16 protein-coding genes are annotated in these 19,333 nt (G+C 72.5%); 6 read left to right on the top strand and 10 right to left on the bottom strand.

Features of this window, described 5'->3' with window-relative positions; translation table 11 throughout:
- Window positions 1–13: 13 nt before the first annotated feature.
- Together rsmH and mraZ are read right to left on the bottom strand one after the other, a co-directional pair.
- Window positions 14–1,036, bottom strand: coding sequence for a 16S rRNA (cytosine(1402)-N(4))-methyltransferase RsmH (gene rsmH / locus H9652_RS07330; protein WP_191795659.1), 1,023 nt, complete (start codon window positions 1,034–1,036; stop codon window positions 14–16).
- Window positions 1,037–1,337: 301 nt separating this feature from the next.
- Window positions 1,338–1,772 carry a division/cell wall cluster transcriptional repressor MraZ gene (gene mraZ, locus H9652_RS07325; protein ID WP_191795696.1) on the bottom strand — a complete coding sequence of 145 codons (435 nt, stop codon included), beginning with the start codon at window positions 1,770–1,772 and terminating at the stop codon, window positions 1,338–1,340.
- A 336-nt stretch (window positions 1,773–2,108) separates the two neighbouring features.
- Between mraZ and H9652_RS07320 the strand changes: the two genes are divergently transcribed.
- Genes H9652_RS07320 through H9652_RS07310 form a run of 3 tightly spaced genes read left to right on the top strand, consistent with a single transcriptional unit; the run spans window position 2,109 to window position 6,782 of the window.
- Window positions 2,109–3,113 carry an AAA family ATPase gene (locus H9652_RS07320; RefSeq protein WP_318244026.1) on the top strand — a complete coding sequence of 335 codons (1,005 nt, stop codon included), beginning with the start codon at window positions 2,109–2,111 and terminating at the stop codon, window positions 3,111–3,113.
- A 1-nt stretch (window position 3,114) separates the two neighbouring features.
- Window positions 3,115–4,443, top strand: coding sequence for a DUF58 domain-containing protein (locus tag H9652_RS07315; protein ID WP_191795658.1), 1,329 nt, complete (start codon window positions 3,115–3,117; stop codon window positions 4,441–4,443).
- Window positions 4,440–6,782 carry a transglutaminase family protein gene (locus tag H9652_RS07310; protein ID WP_191795657.1) on the top strand — a complete coding sequence of 781 codons (2,343 nt, stop codon included), beginning with the start codon at window positions 4,440–4,442 and terminating at the stop codon, window positions 6,780–6,782. Before H9652_RS07315 ends, H9652_RS07310 begins: the two co-directional genes overlap by 4 nt.
- Here H9652_RS07310 and H9652_RS07305 read toward each other — a convergent pair.
- The 3 genes from H9652_RS07305 to H9652_RS07295 are packed head-to-tail and all read right to left on the bottom strand — an operon-like array spanning window position 6,730 to window position 8,910.
- Complete coding sequence (locus H9652_RS07305) at window positions 6,730–7,143, bottom strand: DUF3040 domain-containing protein (RefSeq protein ID WP_138824735.1); 414 nt, start codon at window positions 7,141–7,143, stop codon at window positions 6,730–6,732. The two genes, H9652_RS07310 and H9652_RS07305, sit on opposite strands and share 53 nt — an antisense overlap.
- Before the next feature lie 38 nt (window positions 7,144–7,181).
- Window positions 7,182–8,441: a DNA polymerase IV gene (gene dinB / locus H9652_RS07300; RefSeq protein WP_191795656.1), complete on the bottom strand. Its 1,260-nt coding sequence runs from the start codon at window positions 8,439–8,441 to the stop codon at window positions 7,182–7,184.
- 22 nt (window positions 8,442–8,463) lie between these two features.
- Window positions 8,464–8,910 carry an SAV_6107 family HEPN domain-containing protein gene (locus H9652_RS07295; RefSeq protein ID WP_191795655.1) on the bottom strand — a complete coding sequence of 149 codons (447 nt, stop codon included), beginning with the start codon at window positions 8,908–8,910 and terminating at the stop codon, window positions 8,464–8,466.
- Between the two features lie 124 nt (window positions 8,911–9,034).
- On the opposite strand from H9652_RS07295, the gene H9652_RS07290 reads away from it, so the two are divergent.
- Complete coding sequence (locus H9652_RS07290; RefSeq protein WP_191795654.1) at window positions 9,035–10,141, top strand: spermidine synthase; 1,107 nt, start codon at window positions 9,035–9,037, stop codon at window positions 10,139–10,141.
- Window positions 10,142–10,220: 79 nt separating this feature from the next.
- On the opposite strand, the gene H9652_RS07285 is transcribed toward H9652_RS07290, so the two are convergent.
- The 5 genes from H9652_RS07285 to H9652_RS07265 all read right to left on the bottom strand — a co-directional run bounded on the left by H9652_RS07285 (window position 10,221) and on the right by H9652_RS07265 (window position 15,467).
- Entirely contained in the window at window positions 10,221–10,424 is a 204-nt protein-coding gene (locus tag H9652_RS07285) for a cold-shock protein (RefSeq protein ID WP_030150522.1), read from the bottom strand.
- A gap of 313 nt (window positions 10,425–10,737) precedes the next feature.
- Entirely contained in the window at window positions 10,738–11,685 is a 948-nt protein-coding gene (locus tag H9652_RS07280; protein WP_191795653.1) for a proteasome assembly chaperone family protein, read from the bottom strand.
- A gap of 225 nt (window positions 11,686–11,910) precedes the next feature.
- The gene (locus tag H9652_RS07275; RefSeq protein ID WP_030150524.1) at window positions 11,911–12,351 is read right to left on the bottom strand and encodes a response regulator; all 441 of its coding nucleotides are present in this window, start codon (window positions 12,349–12,351) and stop codon (window positions 11,911–11,913) included.
- Window positions 12,352–12,480: 129 nt separating this feature from the next.
- Window positions 12,481–14,163, bottom strand: a complete 1,683-nt coding sequence (locus H9652_RS07270; RefSeq protein ID WP_318244025.1) for a sensor histidine kinase — start codon at window positions 14,161–14,163, stop codon at window positions 12,481–12,483.
- Window positions 14,160–15,467, bottom strand: coding sequence for a PP2C family protein-serine/threonine phosphatase (locus H9652_RS07265; protein ID WP_318244024.1), 1,308 nt, complete (start codon window positions 15,465–15,467; stop codon window positions 14,160–14,162). The genes H9652_RS07270 and H9652_RS07265 overlap by 4 nt, the downstream gene beginning before the upstream one ends.
- A 316-nt stretch (window positions 15,468–15,783) precedes the next feature.
- Between H9652_RS07265 and H9652_RS07260 the strand changes: the two genes are divergently transcribed.
- Window positions 15,784–18,018 carry a HelD family protein gene (locus H9652_RS07260; RefSeq protein WP_191795692.1) on the top strand — a complete coding sequence of 745 codons (2,235 nt, stop codon included), beginning with the start codon at window positions 15,784–15,786 and terminating at the stop codon, window positions 18,016–18,018.
- A 72-nt stretch (window positions 18,019–18,090) separates the two neighbouring features.
- Window positions 18,091–19,290: a phosphoglycerate dehydrogenase gene (serA, locus tag H9652_RS07255; protein ID WP_191795652.1), complete on the top strand. Its 1,200-nt coding sequence runs from the start codon at window positions 18,091–18,093 to the stop codon at window positions 19,288–19,290.
- Window positions 19,291–19,333: the final 43 nt, after the last annotated feature.

The following is a 19,333-nucleotide window of genomic DNA, read 5'->3' as shown; positions in this document are numbered from 1 at the left end:
GCCTGTCGTGGGCTCATGGCTTGTTCTCCCCTCGCGGGCGGTGGCGTAGGTGGTCGGGTGTGGGGCGCAGCCTCTCGGCGGCGCGCAGTCGTACCGAGGCCGAGCGCGGGTTGCGCTCGAGCTCCTCCGGCGGCGCCTCCTCGGCACCGCGGACGAGCAGCTTGAGATAGGGCTTGTGGGTCTCGGGCTCGACGGGCAGCCCGGCGGGCGCGCTCGACGTCGCACCGCGAGCGAGCTCCCGCTTGACGATGCGGTCCTCGAGCGACTGGTAGGACTCGACGACGATCCGGCCGCCGACCGCGAGGGCGTCGACGGCCGCCGGGACCGCACGCCCGAGCACCTCGAGCTCGCCGTTGACCTCGATCCGCAGCGCCTGGAAGGTGCGCTTGGCAGGGTTGCCCCCGGTCTTGCGCGTGGCGGCAGGGATGTTGGCCCGCACGAGGTCCACGAGCGCGGCGCTGCGCGTCCAGGGCTCGACCTCCCGACGACGCACCACGGCCCGCGCGATGCGCTGCGCGAAGCGCTCCTCCCCGTACTCACGCAGGATCCTGGTCAGGTCGCGCTCGTCATAGGTGTTGAGGACGTCCGCAGCGGTCAGTCCCGTCGTCGTGTCCATGCGCATGTCGAGCGGCGCGTCCTGGGCGTAGGAGAACCCGCGCTCCGACTCGTCGATCTGCAGCGACGAGACGCCGAGGTCCATCAGGACGCCCTGGACGGCAGGAAGGCCCAGGTTCGCGAGGACCTCCCCGATCTCGTCGTACACGGCGTGCACGGCCTGGAACCGCTCACCGAACCGGGCGAGCCGCTCGGAGGCGAGCGCGATGGCCTGCGGGTCTCGGTCGATCCCCACCACGCGCGCGGTGGGTACCTGCTCGAGCACCGCCTCGGTGTGGCCGCCCATCCCGAGGGTGCAGTCGACGAGCACCGAGCCGGGCTCGGCGAGGGCGGGGGCGAGGAGGTCCACGCACCGTTGCAGAAGGACCGGGACGTGGCGGTCCTCCGCTCCTGTTCCTGACGTGCTGCGAGGTGTGGTCATGACGCCTCCTTCCTGGTGGGTCCTCGTCGGGTCGATGAGGGGTGGAGCATGTGGTGCGGTGCCTGTCTGTCGTGCGGTCTGCCAGCAATCTGTCGCTGCTGTCCTTGCGGTGCTGCCGGGGAACGCCGTCCTGCTGTCTCGCGGTCCCGCCCGATCAGGTCTCCCTCCGCGTCCTTTCTGGCGCCGGGGAAGTGCGCCAGACCGGGCGGGAGGAGGCCTCATCGTGCGGAGCCTCGTCACCTGCTGCTCGTGCTGTCCGTGCTCGGTGTCTCGTGCCGGGCGGACCCCGGGGGCCCTGGTCTCAGAAGCGCAACGCTGGAAGCACCTCCTCGGCCGTCGCCGCGTACTCGGCCTCCTGGTCGGCGAGGTACGCCTCCCAGGCCGCGGCGTCCCAGATCTCGACCCGGGTGCCGGCGCCGATCACGGCGACGTCGCGGTCGAGGCCTGCATACGTCCGCAGCGCGGCAGGGATCGAGATCCTGCCCTGCTTGTCCGGGATCTCGTCGCTGGCCCCCGAGAGGAACACACGGAGGTAGTCCCGCGCCTGCTTGCTGGTGACGGGGGCCTGGCGGATCTGGTCGTACATCCGACGGAACTCGTCCATCGGCAGGAGGAACAAGCACCGCTCCTGCCCCCTGGTCATGACCAGCCCGGAGGCGAGCTGACCGCGGAACTTCGCAGGCAGGATGAGCCGCCCCTTGTCGTCCAGCCGAGGGGTGTACGTCCCGAGGAGCAGGCTCGGAGAACCGCCGAACGACTCGTTCACCAGACTCCACCTCCCCTCCCGCTCCCTCGTCCTCCACAGTACTCCACAAGCCTCCACCAGGCCCGAGATATGGAGCCCATTTCACCCCTCTTCGCAGAATCTCCGCAGGTCAGGACACATGGACCGATGTGGAGCGCGACGCGCCGCGCGCCGCGACCGCACGGGGGCTTCGCGCAGTACGCCCGGCTCGTCCCCCTGCCGCGCACCCCCGGCACAGGTCCCGGGATCCGGACGTGGGGGGAAGTGGGGAGAATGGTCAACTAGGCTCGACCTTCCAGACGCCAGGCGTGACCAACGGAGGTTCTCGTGCTCACCGACTACTCCACCGCGCCACGGCGCGACGGGATCGATCCTCTCGGGGAGCTCGTCGAGGCGACAGGGCGGATCCGGACCCGGATCGAGTCGGTGATCTCCGGGCGACCCGAGCTCGTCCACCTCACCGTGGCCGTCCTCCTCGCCGAGGGACACCTCCTCCTCGAAGACGTCCCAGGTGTCGGCAAGACGACCCTCGCCAAGGCGCTCGCGCGGACCATCGACTGCCAGGTCGGGCGCATCCAGTTCACCCCGGACCTGCTCCCCAGCGACCTCACCGGGGTCAACATCTTCCGCACGGAGACCCACGACTTCGAGTTCCGCCGGGGTCCGGTGTTCTCCAACATCGTCATCGGTGACGAGATCAACCGCGCATCGCCCAAGACGCAGTCCGCACTGCTCGAGTGCATGGAGGAAGGTCAGACGACGGTGGACGGGACCACCCACCGGCTCCCTCGCCCGTTCCTCGTCGTCGCCACGCAGAACCCGGTCGAGATGGAGGGCACCTACCCCCTTCCCGAGGCGCAGCGCGACCGCTTCATGGCCCGGCTCACCGTCGGCTACCCGGACCTCGACGCCGAGCTCGAGATGCTCGACCGCCAGGAGTCCGACACCCCCCTCGAGCACATCGAACCGGTCGTCGACGGCTCGACGGTCCTGCGCTTCGCCCAGGTCGTGCGGTCGGTCTACGCCTCGCTCGCCGTCAAGCGCTACGTCCTGGAGCTGGTGACCCAGACCAGGGAGCACCCGGGCCTCAAGCTCGGTGCGTCGCCCCGCACCTCGCTCCAGCTGCTGCGGGCCGCGAAGTCGGTCGCGGCGATGGCGGGCCGCGACCACGTCCTGCCCGACGACGTCCAGCTGCTCGCGCAGCCCGTGCTCGCGCACCGCCTGATCCTGTCGACCGAGTCCCGGCTCGCGGGGCGCACGACCGAGCAGGTCGTCCGCGGGATCGTCGAGGCGACCCCGATCCCCGCCCACTCGACGACGGAACGTCGCTGACGTGTCCGGCTCACGGCGTCCGCTACCGCGCCGGGGAAGGGCCGCGCAGGTCCGGCCCACCGCCCGAGGGACCGCCGTCCTCGCGGCGAGCCTCGTGCTCGTCGGCACGGGCACGGCGCTCGGCCTGACCGACGTCGTCGGGCTCGGCGCCGCGGGTCTGCTCGTCGTCGCGACGGCGTGGGCCTGGATGGTGCTGCGCCGGATCGATCGCGGCCGGGGTGCCCTGCGCGTCTCTCGCCGGATCGAACCGGATCCCGCGGTCCGCGGCACCCAGGTCACCACCCGGCTCCTCGTCTCCCCCGTCTCGCCGAACGCGACGTCCCTCGGCCGGCTCGCCCGGCTGCAGATCAGCGAGCAGGCCGCCGCCGAGCTCTGCGAGCACGACGCTCTGCGCGCACAGGTCGTCTCCCATCCGGACCGGATCGCCGTCCGCTACCGGATCCGTCCCGAGCACCGGGGCCGCTGGCCGCTCGGCCCGGTGCTCACCAGCAGGGTGGACCTCTTCGGCCTCGTCCGCGCAGGGCAGCCCCTCGGAGAGGCGAGCACCGTCTCGGTCCGTCCCCGCACGACCGAGCTGGCGGTACGAGGATCGCGAGCCTTCGGCGACCTCGCCCGGTCCAGGAACGGCGCACGGACCTCGTCGAGCGACGACAGCGTCCTGCGGGAGTACGTCGCGGGCGACGACCCGCGTCGCGTCCACTGGGCCACGGCCGCCCGACGTGGGCAGCTCATGGTGAGGACCGACGAGAACGCGGGCATGGCGTCGGTCACGGTGCTCCTCGACCGTGGTGTCCTCCCGCCGCCCGACACGGACCGGTCCTCGATGGCGGCCCAGGACGGCGAGTGGGCGGTCGAGGCCGCGGCGTCCGTCGCCGTCACGCTCCTGGGGGCGGGGCACCCGGTCCGCCTCGTCGCGTCGTCGGCGGCCCCGACCCTCGACGCCTACCCCTACTCCACCGGACGCACGAGCGACGGCGCGGCCCAGATCCTCGACGACACGATCGACCTCGGTGGGCACGCGAACCCGCGCGACGCCGAGCGCGCACTCGCCGCGACCGCCGACGCCCTGCGGGCCTCCCGTCGCCCCGGCGAGCTCACGGTCGCCGTGCTGGGCCCCCTCGGGGCGATCTCCGGTCCGTCCGTCGCCCCGCTGGCGGGCGACGGCAACCACTGGGCGTTCGTCGTCGCGCCGGACGGGGACGGCCTGGGCAGCGCCGTCCAGGACACGCTGTCCATGCTGCGCGCGATCGGCTGGCTCGCCGTCTCCGTCGACCCGCGCGAGACCACGGTCGGCGCAGCATGGAACCGACTCATGGAGGAGCACCGGTGACCGCCACGCCCACCCCAGCGACGAGCGCGGTCTCCCGCGACGTCGTCCTGCGGATCGTCGCCACCTCCGTCCTCGTCGCCGTCGCCACGCTCGCCTCGTTCCGAGCGCTCACCGTGCTCATCGGACCAGGGCAGTGGACCCGGACGGGCACGCTGTTCGTGCTGGCGCTCACCCTCGTGACCGGGGGCACCCGACTCCTGCTGGAACGTGGCCACGAAGCCCGGCCCGGACGCCACGACATCGGGTTCCGCGGCGTCGTCCCGACGCTCGTGGGCCTGGTCGTCGGCGCCTGGGGGCTCCTGGCCGTGTTCGGCGGACCCACCTCGCGCGGCATCGACCTGGCGATCAGCGGCGCGAGCATCGACCGGCTGCTCGCACGCCTCGGCGCAGGGCAACGGCTGGTCGCCGAGGAGGTCGCCCCGATCGACCCCTCGTTCCCGCTCGCCCTGATCGCGGTGGCCGGGACGATCCTCGTCCTCCTCGCCACCGACCTCGTCGTGGCCGGCCTCCGCTTCCCGGCCGCGGCCGCGCTGCCGCTCCTGGCCCTGTGGATCCCTCCGCTGGTCATCGAGGGCTCGATCCCGCCGCCGGTCTTCGTCGTGACGGTCGTCGCGCTCCTCCTGCTGGTCGCGGTCGACAACCCGCACCGTGTGGCCCGTCGCCGAGGCGCCGTGCCCGCACCCGTCGGGCCCGCCGCGCGGACCTTGCGCGCTGGCGGGATCCTTGGTGCCACTGCTGCGATCGCCGTGCTGGCCCTGGTCGCGGGTACCGCGGCCGGCGCGATCCCCCAGGTCCTGAGCTCGCCGTGGTCGTCCTTCTTCACGAGCGCCGGCCCGACCGTGCGCCTGGCCAGCGACCTCGACATGGAGGAGAACCTCAGCGCCCGCTCCCAGGAGGTCGCGCTGACGTACGAGTTCCCGCAGGAGATCGACGAGGGAGGCGCGAGCACCGGCATCGGCCCCCTGCGCATGTTCACGCTCACCGGCTTCGACGGGAAGAGCTGGCGCCGCGGCGACTCGCGGCAAGGGCCCCCGGTCGACGCCGGGCAGGTCCTGTGGCCCGACGACTCCGGGGCCGGGCCGACCGAACCCAGGACGGTCGCCGTCACGCTCCGGACCCTGCGCGACGAGAAGCTCGTCCTTCCGACCGAGCCCCGGTCCGTCGACGTCGACGGCGAGTGGTTCTACGACGACTCTCGTGACGAGGTGACGGGCAACTCAGCGACGACGCCCGGCATGACCTACTCGTTCGAGGTCTTCGCCCGCGACCTGACCGCTGACGCCCTGCGCGCCAGCACCGGCGACGACCTCGACGACCCGAACGTCGTCGAGGTGCCCGAGAGCGCGCACCGGGACGACGTCCGCGCCCTCGCCGAGGAGATCGTGGCGGGCACGACGACCCGCTACGACGCCGCGGTCGCCCTGCAGTCCTACTTCCGCGACGGGAGCAACTTCACCTACTCCACCGAGGTCCCCGAGGGCGCGACCGACGACACGGTCTGGAACTTCCTCCAGGACCGGGAGGGGTACTGCGTCCAGTTCGCCACGTCCATGACGATGATGGCCCGAGCCGTCGGGATCCCGGCCCGCCTGGCCGTGGGCTTCCTGCCCGGCGAACGGGCGAGCGACAACGTCTTCCAGGTGACCGGCAAGGACTCGCACGCGTGGCCGGAGCTGTACTTCCCCGGTCAGGGGTGGGTCCGGTTCGAACCGACGCCCGCGGTACAGGCCGGGCCGGTGCCCGCATGGGCCGACCCGTTGCTCGGACCCTCGAGCGACGACTCGACCGCGGTACCGGGTGACGCGGCGACGAGCCAGGCCGGGCCGAACGCGACGCCGGGAGCGGTCCAGTCCACGGCGCCGGCCCCGGGGGTCGGTTCCGGCTCGCTCGGCGACGAGGCGTCCTCTGGACGCGGCTGGAGCATGGGCCTGCTCGCCCTCGTGGCCGTCCTCGTCCTGTCGGGGCTGGGGTGGCTCGTGGCGCGCCGCCGCGGCGGGGCTTCGGCGGAGCCCGACGTCGAGTCGACGTGGACGGACCTCGTCCGGCAGCTCGACGACCTGGGCATCAGCTGGCACGACTCCGTGACGCTTCGCCGGGCTCCTGCCGTCGTGGCGGCTCAGGTTGCTGAGAGGACGGGCCGACACCTGCCGGACGCGACGACCGACGCCCTCGTCGCCCTGGCCGCAGAGGTGGAGCTGGAGCGCTACGCGCGCACCTGGTCACCTCCGCCGCCGGGCGACCTCGCCGCTCTGCGGGACAAGGTGGTCGCGGGAGTCCGGGACGAGCTCAGCGACCGCCCTGCTCGCGTCGACGGTCCCAACGCTCTTCCAGTCGGTTGAGGAAGCCCTGACGGGGCGCCCCGCTCTTCCCGCTCTTCGCGGAGGCCTTGGGTGGCGTGACCTTGCCGTGCTCGTCCACGACCCCGACCGGTCCGGTCGTCGACTTGCGAGGCGCGGAGAACGCGAACGCGACTCCTGCGAACATCACCACGAATCCGACCACTCCCAGCACGGGTGAGGCGGACGCCGCACCGAAGACCAGGAGCAGCAGTCCCCCGACCACGCCGATGCCTGCGGCTACGTAGCGCAGGCCCGACTTGCGGGGGCTCGACTGAAGCGTCGTCGCCAACCGCGGATCATCCGAGGTCAGCGCTCTTTCCATCTGTTCCAGTACGCGCTGCTCGTACTCTGACAGAGGCATGGGCACCCCCGGTTCTCAGCGGTTGATATGTGTCCCCCTCAGGATAGTTCGACATCTGCCCGCGTGGTAGTCGAGCGCCTGCGGGTGGACGCCGGCCCGATCGAATTCACCCCAAAACGGTCGCGGATCCGGTCGAGCGCCCTCTCGGCCTCACGCTGCGCACCGGAGGCCTCCTGCACCGACTCCTCGAGGGTCGGCTGCTCGACCGAGGCGCCGCGACGTTCGAGGTTCTCCGCACGCACACCCACGAGCCGGACGGGCAGGCCACGCCGGTCGACCCCTCGGGCGAGCTCGAGCGCCACCGAGTGGATCTCCTGCGCGACGTCGGTGGGCGAGGAGAGCGTCCGCGAACGCGTCAGCGTCCGGAAGTCCGACGTCCGGACCTTGACCGAGACGGTCCGCGCCACGAACCCCTGGCTGCGCAGACGCGTGGCGCACCGGTCCGCGAGCCCCAGCAGGGCCGATCCGATGATCACGAAGTCGTAGAGGTCCTGCGCGAAGGTCGTCTCCGCACCGATGCTCTGCTCGGCACGCCCTGGTTCGACGGGACGAGGGTCCCGACCCCAGGCGAGGTCGTGCAGGTGCGCCCCGGCAGCCTTGCCGACCGCGGCCTGCAGTGTCGCGACGTCCGTGTCGGCGAGCTCCGCGACGGTCGTGATCCCCCACCCGGCGAGCGTCTTCTCGGTCCGCTCTCCCACCCCCCACAGCGCGCCGGCCGGCAACGTGCGCAGGAACGGGACGGTCGAGGCGGCCGGGACCAGGAGGACTCCGTCGGGCTTGGCGTGCGTCGACGCGAGCTTGGCGACGAACTTGGTCGCGGCGATCCCCACCGAGCAGGTGATGCCGACCTCCTCCCGGACCCTCGCCCGCAGGTCCCGGGCGATGAGGGTGGGCGCGCCGAGCCTGCGGCGGGCACCGCTCACGTCCAGGAACGCCTCGTCGATGCTGATCTGCTCGACCAGCGCCGTGATCTCGCGGACGATCTCCATGACCGCCCGCGAGGCGTCCTGGTACGCACGATGATCGGGCGGCAGCACGACGGCCTGCGGGCACAGCCGGCGAGCGAGCGCCATGGGCATGGCCGAGTGGACGCCGAAGGCGCGGGCCTCGTACGTCGCGGCGAGGACGACGCTGCGCTCGGCACCGCCGACGATCACGGGGCGCCCCACGAGCTCCGGCCGGCGCGTCAGCTCGACCGACGCGAAGAAGGCGTCCATGTCCACGTGCATGATCGAGCAGCCCGACTCGTCGTCGCCCCAGTCACGGCGGGCCAGGGCGGCCCGTGGGCCGCGGCTCACCGCGCGCTCCGCCGGACGGTGCTCATGAAGCCGCGACCCGCAGCGAGGGGTGGCGCACGAAACCGACCCCGGGGTCGACCAGCATGGCGACCTCGTCGCGGAAGTCCTCGGCGCAGGCCATGATCTCGTCGGCCTGCCGGGCCTCGACCGCGTCGAAGCGCCCGGCGTCGACGGCCGCCCGGATCCGCGCCCCGCCCGCGAAGTAGACCGACCAGGCGGACAGCCCCGGCTCGACGAGCGCGAGCATGTCCCAGACGGACCGGGCGCGCGACCGGGGGGACGGCCTGCCGCGGAGCGCGACGACCGCGGCCGCGGAACGCAGCGCACCCAGGTGCGAGTGGACGAACCGCTCGGCCGGGTCCGCCGTGAGCCCGGCGGCGACGAGCTCGGCGTCGGCACGGGCCAGGAGGCGCACGACCTCGGGGGCCACGAATCCTGCTCCAGGGAGCGCGCTGTGCTGCGTGGTCATCGGAACACCTCCATGCCAACTATCGAACACCTGTTCGATCCTGTCAATCCTCCGGGCGACCATCCGGCGGGCCCCCGTCGACGCGACGACGCCCCTCGGTCATGGACCGCCTACGGTTGACCCCATGGGCCGCAAGACCACCGGGCGCTCGTCCCGCCGTACCTCAGCATCCACCTCGCCACCCACAGAGACCGGCCCGTCGTCACGGCGCGGCCGCGCGGGCGCCCGGCACCAGGGCGCCGAGACCACCCGCGACCTGCCCACCGAGGAGGTCCGTACCTCGACGGGCACCGCCCGGCTGGTACCGGACCCGGACGGCAGCACCGGCGTCACCCTCCTCGTCAACGGGGTGCCCAGCTCGCACCTGGACCTCGCCGACCCGGGACTGCTCACGTTCGAGTACATGCAGCAGATGGCGGCCGTCCTCGCCGCACTCCCCTCCGGGCCGCTGCGGGTCGTGCACCTGGGCGCCGCGGGGTGCGCGTTCGCCCGGTACGTCGAGCACGAGCGGCCGGACTCCCGGCAGGTCGCGGTCGACCTCGACGCCGACCTCGTCACGCGCGTGCGCGAGTGGTTCGCCCTCCCCCGCGCGCCGCGCCTCCGGCTGCGCGCCGGCGACGCTCGCGCGGAGCTCGCGACCCTGCCCGACGCGAGCGCCGACGTCGTCGTGCGCGACGTCTTCGCAGGCGACACGACGCCGGAGCACGTCACGACGACCGGCTTCGTGCGCGAGGTCCTGCGCGTGCTGCGTCCCGGCGGCGTCTACCTCGCGAACTGCGCCGACCGCCCGCCGCTCGCGCTCGTCCGGGCCGAGGTGGCGACGGCGGTCTCGGCCCTCGTCACCGACGGCGCCACCGACCGGGGCGTCTGGGGCGACGTGGGACTGATCGCCGAGCCAGGACAGCTCAAGGGCCGCCGCTACGGGAACCTGGTCCTGGTCGCGGTCCGCAGCGCGGCCGCCACCTCGACCGGTCCGTCCGACGACTCCGCCCCGACCGGGCTCGACCTGCGCGACGCGACGCTCGCACGCGCGCTGCGGAGCCTGCCTGTACCGGCCACGCTGCTCACGGGCGAGGAGGTGCGCCGGTTCGCCGGCACCGCGGCGCCGCTCGAGGACCCGCCGGAGCCCGTCCCGTCCGCCGGTCCCGCCTCGTCGTCGCCCGACGACGCCACCCGCCCGGGTGCGCCGGCGGCGGACGGGCGCGACGCCGTCGGGCAGGAGAAGGACTGACACAGCACGGAGGCCGCACCCCACGCCGGGGTGCGGCCTCCGTCGCCGACCCGCGAGAGTCGACACACGATCAGGGAGATCAGAGCGGGCGGACGTTCTCCGCCTGCGGGCCCTTGGGCCCCTGGGTGATCTCGAACTCGACCCGCTGAGCTTCTTCGAGCGACCGGTAGCCCTGGGCCTCGATCGCGGAGTAGTGGACGAAGACGTCGGCGCCGCCGCCGTCCTGGGCGATGAACCCGTAGCCCTTCTCAGCGTTGAACCACTTCACAGAACCCTGCGCCATGCTGTTCCTCGTACCTTCTGTCCATGCGGGGACATCCGCGAACGGACCCTTCGCCCGTTCATCGAGCCGCAGCCACGCGGACCCGCGACGCGCTCCGCGAGGTCCGGTCGTGGCGACCGCCGGTTGGACTGGCACGACCCCGGCGGACCGGGATCCTGCTGCGCCGATACCGGTTCACGCGAAGGCATGTCTCGAGCACGTCACTGCAACGAGACTTAGTTTTGCACGGTGAAGGTGAAGTTCGCCACGTCAGGCGCCGAGGAAATACCGTGATTCGTCCGCACAACCTCCGCAGAACCTCCGCGAGCGGTCGTCACTCCCCCGTCTGCTGGGCAAGGAAGCGTTCGAACTCGGCCCCGAGCTCGTCAGCAGTCGGAATAGGGGCCGACTCCGCGAGCAGGCTCGTCCGGCCCACCGAACGGGCGAACGCGTCGTACTGCTCCTCGAGCGCACGCACGACCGCGGTGACCTCCTCCGACTCGGCCATCTGCCGCTCGACCTCGGCCACGGCCTCCTGGGCCCCCGCCGTGAGCGCCGCGACCCGCAGGTCCAGGCCCGTCGAGCGCTGGACGTTCTCGAGCGCCACCACGGCGGCGGGCGGGAACGGCGACTGCGCCAGGTAGTGCGGCACGTGGACCGTGAAACCCATCGCGTCGTGCCCCGACTCCCCCAGGCGCAGCTCGAGCAACGAGGCCAGCGAGCCGGGGACCTTGACCGTGCCGAACCACGACGTGTGGTCCTCGATCAGCTCGCGCCGCGTCGCGTGCGCCGTCACCGACAGCGGGCGCGTGTGCGGGATGCCCATGGGGATGCCGTGGAAGCCCACGACGAGCGACACGTCGAAACGGTGCACGAGCTCGCGCAGCGCGGCGACCACGCGCTCCCACTGCAGGTCCGGCTCCATGCCGTGCAGGAGCAGGAAGCCCGTGCCCTCGGCGTCGCGCACGTGGTCGATCGCGAGGAACGGCTCGTCGTACGACGCCCACCGGTCCGCGTCGAACACCATCGTCACGCGCTTCGAGCGGTAGTCCAGGAGCTGGTCCACGTCGAACGTGACCAGTCGCGTGACCTCGAACTCCTCGAGCAGGTGCTCGACCGCGAGCTCGCCGGCCGTCCCCGCGTCCACGAACCCGCGCACCGAGTGCAGCATGACCGGGCCCGTCGCACGGACGGCAGCCTCTCCCTGCGTCCCCGTCGCCGCGGGCAGGACGCGCGCCACAGCGGCCTCGTCCACCTCGTAGATCTCTCGTGGGTCCAACACCAGATGCTCCTCCGTCGTCGTCCTCGCCCGCCCAGGTCGGCGGCCGGGCGGTGCCGGCACGGTTCTCGGGCGGTTCGATCACGACAACACCGAGGGCCGCCCGATGCTTCCCGCCCAGAGGGCCGGGTCGTCCCGGCCGCACGAGCGCGCAGGTATCAGCCGCACGCGCGCAGTCCCGGCCGGGCAGGCGCGCCAGAGCACCGGTCACGCAGCCGCGCGAGGATCTCAGCGGGCGGGCAGCCGGACCACGGTGACGAAGAAGTCGTCGATCTGGCGCACGACGTCGATGAACCGGTCGAAGTCGACCGGCTTGGTCACGTAGGCGTTCGCGTGCAAGGAGTACGACCGCACGACGTCCTCCTCGGCCTCCGACGTCGTCAGGACGACCACGGGGATCTGTCGCAGGGCCGGGTCGGACTTGAGCTCGCCGAGCACCTCGCGTCCGTCCATGCGGGGCAGGTTCAGGTCGAGCAGGATGAGGTCGGGCGTCGGGGCGTCGGCGTACTCGCCCTCCTTGCGCAGGAAGGCCATCGCGCTGACGCCGTCGCTGACCACCGAGAGGCGGTTGGTGACCTTGTGGTCCTCGAAGGCCTCACGCGTCATGAGCACGTCACCGGGGTCGTCCTCGACCAGCAGGACGTCGATCACCTTGTGCCCGTTGCTCATCTCGTCCACCACGCCGTTCCTCGTCGTCGGGCCCCGGTCCTCCGGAGCCACGCCGCGAGCCTAGTCGACGAGGACCGGACGGGCGCGGCTGCGCGCGCCGTGAGGGCCGGACAACGCTCCACGGGCGCCTCACCGGGCCGACGGCGACGGCGCGCTCCCGACCGGGTCGTACTGGTGCGCGATCGTGAACCGGACGGTCGTGCCGCCGCCGACGGTCGGCTCGATCCAGATCCTGCCCCCGTGGTACTCGACGATCCGCTTGCACAGCGCGAGCCCGATACCGGTCCCCTCGTAGACGTCCTTGGGGTGCAGCCGTTGGAAGATCACGAAGACCCGCTCCGCGTACTGGGCGTCGATCCCGATCCCGTTGTCGGCGACGGCGAACTCCCAGGCGTTGTCGAGCGCACGGACCGCGACGTGCACCACGGGCGGTCGCTCGGGGTCCCGGAACTTGATGGCGTTCCCGACGAGGTTGACGAAGAGCTGTTCGAGCAGCCCCTTCTCGCCGCGCACCGTGGGCAAGGGGTCGTGCGTCACGATCGTGCCCGTCGTCGTGATCTTCTCCTCGAGGTCGGAGAGCACCACCCCGAAGGCCTTCTCGAGGTCCACCGGCCCCCTCTCGGCGCCCGTGCGACCGACCCGCGAGAAGCCCAGCAGGTCCTGGATGAGGCGCTGCATGCGCTTCGCCCCGTCCACGGCGAACTCGATGTACTGGTCGGCCCGGTCGTCGAGCTGGCCGCCGTACCGCTTCTGCAGGAGCTGGGTGAACGACGCGACCTTGCGCAGCGGCTCCTGCAGGTCGTGGGACGCGACGTAGGCGAACTGCTCCAGGTCGCGGTTCGAGCGGGCGAGCTCCTGCGCCTGGGCCGCGAGGAGCTCGTGCGAGTGCTCGACCTCCGCGTGCGACGTGCGGATCTCCGCGACCTGGCTCACGAGCTCCCTGCGCATGTGCTCGACGTCGACCGCGAGCGCCCCGATCTCCCCCGGTGCCTGGACGGCCACGGGCTGGCGCAGGTTCCCGTCGCTGACGACCCGGACCTGGTGGGCGAGCGTCGTCACCGGGTCGGTGATCCATCGCTTGAGCACGCTCCAGAGGAAGCCTCCGACGAGGACCGCCGCGACGACGAGGACGACGACCGAGCCGAACAGCACCTGCGTCCACACCTCGAGCGAGCGGACCTTCTCCTCCCGGACCTCACGGAGCACGGCGATGTACTCGCCCGTCGCGGTCCGGGCCTCCGCGAAGAGCCGGGCGCCCTCGAGCCGGTCGTCCGTCGTCACGGCGTCCGGGCCGTCCTGGCGCACCTTCTCGACCGTGGGCTGCGCGAACTCGACCGACCACGCGTGGACGGCCCGCGTCGCGTCGTCGAGCGCCGTGGCGACCGGTGACGACCTGGTGATGCGCTCGGCCGTGGCGTCGTCGTGGATCGCGCTGCCCCCCTCCTTCGCCAGCGACCGGTCGAAGGCCTCGAGGTTCAGGGCGCTCCCGGTGGCCAGGTAGCCGCGCACCGAGGACTCGGCGTCGACCAGGGTCACGTACGCGCTGTCGGCCTGCGTGACGGCTGTGAAGTAGGGGTTGGTGACCTCGTCCTGGTAGCGCACCACGTTGACGAGCGCGATCACAGAGACGCAGACCACCACGAGGAGGATCGCGGCGGCGAGGACCAGCAGACCGCCGAGCCGTCGCCGCAGCGACGGGCCGGGCGGTGGTGCGTCGGGGACCTCGGCGTCCAGCAGCTCGTCGTCCGGGGTCGAGGGCGGCGCACCGTCCGTGCTCGCGGGCGGCTCGTCGTCCGGGGACGGTCCCGTCACTGCGACCACCCGTCCGAGTCGGCGAGCGTCGCGGTCCGTTCGCCCCGGGCGTCCTGGTCGGGGCCGCCCCACCCGATCACGAGCACCGCCGCGTCGTCCGCGAGGGGTCCGCCGTGCAGGGTGCGCACCCGACGGAAGAGCCTCTCGACGAGCCCTTCCCCGCCGTGCGCGAGCTCGGTGTCGACGGCCGCGACCAGCCCCTGGACGCCGAGGCGTTCGCGCCGACCGGGCGTCCCGCCGGCAGGCGGTGCGTCGGCCTGGGGGTCCTCGGCGAGCGTCGCCTCGATCAGCCCGTCGGTGTAGAGCATGAGCGCCCAGGGTGCGTCGAGCGGCACGCGCTCTGCCCGCCACCCACCCGTGACAGGGATGCCCAGCGCCCGACCGCGCGAGGTCGTCGGGAGCTCGGTGCACGAGCCCTGCAGGAGCAGGGGGGGCATGTGGCCCGCGAGGTAGAGGTCGACGCTCGCCCGGTCCGGGGAGATGACGACCTGGCACAGGGTCACGAACACCTCGGGCCGAGCACGCTCCGGGACCAGGACACGTTCGACGAGGGGCAGGATCTCGGGGGGCTCGACGTCGGACAGGACGAGGGTGCGCCACGCGGTGCGCAGGGTCGCGCCGAGCGCCGCCTCGTCCGGGCCGTGCCCCGCCACGTCACCGATCAGGCACAGGACGCTCCCGTCGGGCCGCTCGACGGCGTCGTAGAAGTCCCCGCCCAGCAGACCGTTGCCGCCGGGGATGTAGCCCACCATCACGGCGATGGTCTCGTCGGTCACGAGCGGCTTGGGCAGCAGGGCATGCTCGAGCCGGGCGGTCTCGGCGGCGCGCACCTCGCTGCGGTACAGCGCACGCTGCTGCTCCTTGGACCGGCGGCGCTGCACGGAGTAGCGGACCGAGCGGCCCAGGAGGTCTCCGTCGACCTCGCCCTTGACCAGGTAGTCGTCGGCGCCCGCCGCCACCGCCTGGACCCCGAGGTCGATCCCGGTGTGCCCGGTGAGCACGACCAGCGCGGGCGGGTCCTGACGGGACTGGAGCCGCTCGACCGCGGTCAGTCCCACCGCGTCCGGGAGGCCGAGGTCCAGCAGCACGCAGTGCACGTCGTGCAGGCGCAGCATCTCGAGGGCGACGTCGAGGGTCCTCGCCCGGTGCAGCTCGACCTTGACCCGTGCGTCGTCGAGGAGCTCCTCCACGAGGACCGCGTCCCCGTCGTCGTCCTCGACGAGCAGGACGCGCAGGAGGTCTTCCGGGGACAGGACACCTGGGGTCCCGCTCTGCGGACGGGGCGACAAGGGCTCAGTCACCACGACGCGCGCCTCCGGTCAGTCGCCATGGTTCCCGATCGTAGAGGAAGCAGGCGCCTCGTGCTGGGAGGTGAGGCCCGTACCGCGGAGCCCGTGCGCTCTCGGGAGAGCGTGTCCACGCACGGGGCGGGTGGTGCCCGGTACGTGCGGGATCGGCAATAATGGACGGCTGCGTCGCGGGGCGCGCGAGCGGACCGCGAGGGACCAGACGACAGGACGGAACAGCGTGCGCGAGACGAGCGACCGGACGAGCGGGGCGTCGACCACCGGCGAGAAGGTCCGGCCGGAGGACGTCCCGACGTCGCACCGCCAGCACGAGATCACCACGGAGCAGAGCGTCGTCGACACTCTCTACGCGCGTCTCGACGAGCTGCGCGCCTCGACCCGCTCGCGGCTCGCGGGGGTTCGCCGGTCCGGGCCCTCCGGTTCTCCCCAGAACCGCAGCGAGCGCGACGCGTTCGCGACCCTCTACGAGGACCGGCTGGCCCAGCTCGAGGCGGTCGAGGACCGGCTCGCGTTCGGCCGCCTCGACCTGGAGGACGGCGCGACCCGCTACGTCGGGCGCATCGGGCTGTCCGACGAGGAGCACACGTCGATCCTCACCGACTGGCGTGCTCCGGCCGCGCAGTCGTTCTACCGCGCGACCGCGGCGCACCCGGACGGGGTCAGGCGCCGCCGTCACCTCGTGACCCAGGGGCGCTCGGTCACGGGCATCGAGGACGAGGTCCTCGACCTCACCTCGGGAACGGTCGCCGAGTCGTCCCTGTCGGGCGAGGGCGCTCTGCTCGCCGCGATGGCCGCGGGCCGCACGAGCCGCATGGGCGACATCGTCGCGACGATCCAGGCCGAGCAGGACGCGATCATCCGCTCCGAGCTCGCCGGGGCGCTCGTGGTGCAGGGCGGGCCGGGCACGGGCAAGACCGCCGTGGCGCTGCACCGCGCCGCCTACCTGCTGTACGCGCACCGGCGCCTGCTCGAGCGCTCGGGCGTGCTGCTCGTCGGGCCGAGCCTGTCCTTCCTGCACTACATCGACCAGGTCCTGCCCTCGCTCGGCGAGACGGGCGTCGTCAGCACGACCGTCGCCGAGCTCCTCCCGGGCCTCGTCGCCGACGGCGAGGAGGCTCCCGAGGTGGCCCGCATCAAGGGCCGCGCGTCCTGGGCCCGGATCGTCCAGCGGGCGGTCCGGGCCCGCCAGCGCGTCCCCGCCGAGGACCAGCACCTGCGCATCGACGGGCACGACCTCGTGATCCGGCGCGCGGACGTGCGCGACGCGATCGCCAAGGCCCACCGCACCCACAAGCCGCACAACCTCGCCCGGGTCCCCTTCGTACGGGAGATGCTGGGCCGCCTCGCCGACCAGTACGTGACGCAGCTCGGCGGACCGGTCGCCCCCGAGGAGCGGGCCGAGGTGATAGACGACCTTCGCCACCACCGGGAGATCCGGATCGCGCTCAACCTCGCGTGGATGCCGCTGACGCCAGAGCGCCTGATCGAGGACCTGTTCATCAAGCCGCACCGGCTCGCGGAGGCCGCCCCCGACATGTCACGCGCGGACCGTGCCGCGCTCGCGCGTCCCAAGGGCTCGCCGTGGACCCCCGCGGACGTCCCGCTCCTGGACGAGGCCGCCGAGCTCCTGGGCGAGGACGACCAGGCCGCCCGCGCCCAGGCCAAGGCCGAGGCCGCGGAACGGGCGGCGAGCCTGGACTACGCGCGTCAGGTCCTCGAGTCGTCCGGTGCAGGCGGCGGGATCGTGGGCGCGGAGGTCCTCGCCGACCGGTTCGCCGGGGGTGGCTCGCGCCTGACGACGGCCGAGCGTGCCGCGCAGGACCGGACGTGGACCTACGCGCACGTCGTGGTCGACGAGGCGCAGGAGCTGTCCGCCATGGCGTGGCGGGCCCTGGTCCGTCGCTGCCCGACGCGGTCCATGACGATCGTCGGCGACGTCGCCCAGACGTCCTCCCTCGCGGGGGCCCGGTCGTGGGCGAGCATGCTCGACCCGTTGCTGCGCACCTCGTGGCGCCTCGCGACGCTCACGGTCAACTACCGCACGCCCACGCAGATCGCGGACACCGCGCAGCGCTTCGCCGCGGCCCACCGCCTCCCGACGTCGTCGCTCACCTCGGCGCGCGACGTGCCGGGAGCGCTCGTCCTTGCCCCGGTCCCGGACGGCGAGGACCTCCTGGCCGAGGTCGCCGCCCGGGTCCGGTCGGCTCTCGCGGAGTTCGTCGGGCCCGACGGCGCGGGCAGGGTCGCGGTCGTCGCCCCGGCCGACCGCGTGGCGGGCGTGCGCGAGCACCTGACCCGTGCCCACGCCGTCGACCCGTTGCTCACGGGCCCCGCGGCCGAGGTCGAGGGCGCCCTGGGCGCGGCCCTTGCGGTCATGAGTCCGACCCAGGCCAAGGGGCTCGAGTTCGACGCGGTGGTCCTCCTGGAGCCGGCCGACGTCCTCGCGGCGACCTCCGGCGCGTCCGAGCTCTACGTCGCGATGACCCGTCCGACCCAGCGGCTCGTGGTCGTGCACTCCCGCCCGCTCCCCCGGGGCCTCGCCGACTGACCGGAGGAGATCACGTCGTCCGAGGGACAAGACTCGTTTGGTGCTCGCAACAACTCGGCGCACCATAGACACGTGCTACGTGCCCTCCTCCTTGAAAACCTGCACCCTCTCGCCACCTCGATCCTCGAGTCCGCCGGTATCGACGTGACCGTGCGCACCGGGGCCATGGACGAGTCCGAGCTGATCGAAGCCCTCGAGGGCGTGAACATCCTCGGGATCCGGTCCAAGACCAACGTCACCGCCCGCGTGATCGAGTCCTCCCCGGACCTGATCGCGATCGGCGCGTTCTGCATCGGGACCAACCAGATCGACCTCAAGGCCGCGGCCTCCCACGGCGTCGCGACCTTCAACGCGCCGTTCTCCAACACGCGCTCGGTCGTGGAGATCGCGCTCGCCGAGATCATCGCGCTGACCCGCCGTCTGACCGAGCGCGACCGTGCGCTGCACGAGGGCGTCTGGGACAAGTCCGCCGAGGGCGCACACGAGGTCCGCGGTCGCACGCTGGGCATCATCGGCTACGGCAACATCGGCACGCAGCTCTCGGTCGTCGCCGAGGCCCTGGGCATGTCGGTCGTCTTCTACGACACCGCCGAGAAGCTCGCCCTGGGCAACGCGCGGCGCATGGACAGCCTCGACGAGCTCCTCGAGACGGCGGACGTCGTCACGCTCCACGTCGACGGGCGCGGCGGCAACGCCGGCCTGTTCGGCGAGAAGCAGCTCTCACGCATGCGCCAGGGCTCGATCCTGCTGAACCTGTCGCGCGGTTTCGTCGTCGACACCGTCGCCCTGCGCGAGGCGATCCTCTCGGGGCACCTGTCGGGGGCGGCCATCGACGTGTTCCCCGAGGAGCCCAAGAAGCGCGGCGACCACTTCGACTCGGAGCTGCGAGGCCTGCCGAACGTCATCCTCACCCCGCACATCGGCGGTTCGACCGAGGAGGCGCAGGAGTCCATCGGCCAGTTCGTCGCCGGCAAGCTCCGCGACTACCTGGCGACCGGGTCGACGACGCTGAGCGTCAACATGCCGAACCTCGCGCTCGAGCAGAGCACCGGCGTGAGCCGGATCGCCCACCTGCACCGCAACACGCCAGGCGTGCTCGCGGCCGTCAACGCGGTCCTCGCCGAGCACGGGACGAACATCGAGGGCCAGATGCTCGCGACGCGCGGCGAGCTCGGCTACGTGGTGACCGACGTCGGTGCAGAGCTCCTGCCCGCCGCCATCGCCGAGCTGCAGGCCATGGACGCGACCGTCAAGCTGCGCGTGCTGTCCTGACCGCCGCCGTCCTGACATGAGGAAGGGGACCAGCCCGTCGGGC

Source organism: Oerskovia rustica (genome assembly GCF_014836555.1).
In the GTDB taxonomy this organism is placed as follows: domain Bacteria; phylum Actinomycetota; class Actinomycetes; order Actinomycetales; family Cellulomonadaceae; genus Oerskovia; species Oerskovia rustica.
This window is presented reverse-complemented; position numbering and strand designations above follow the sequence as displayed.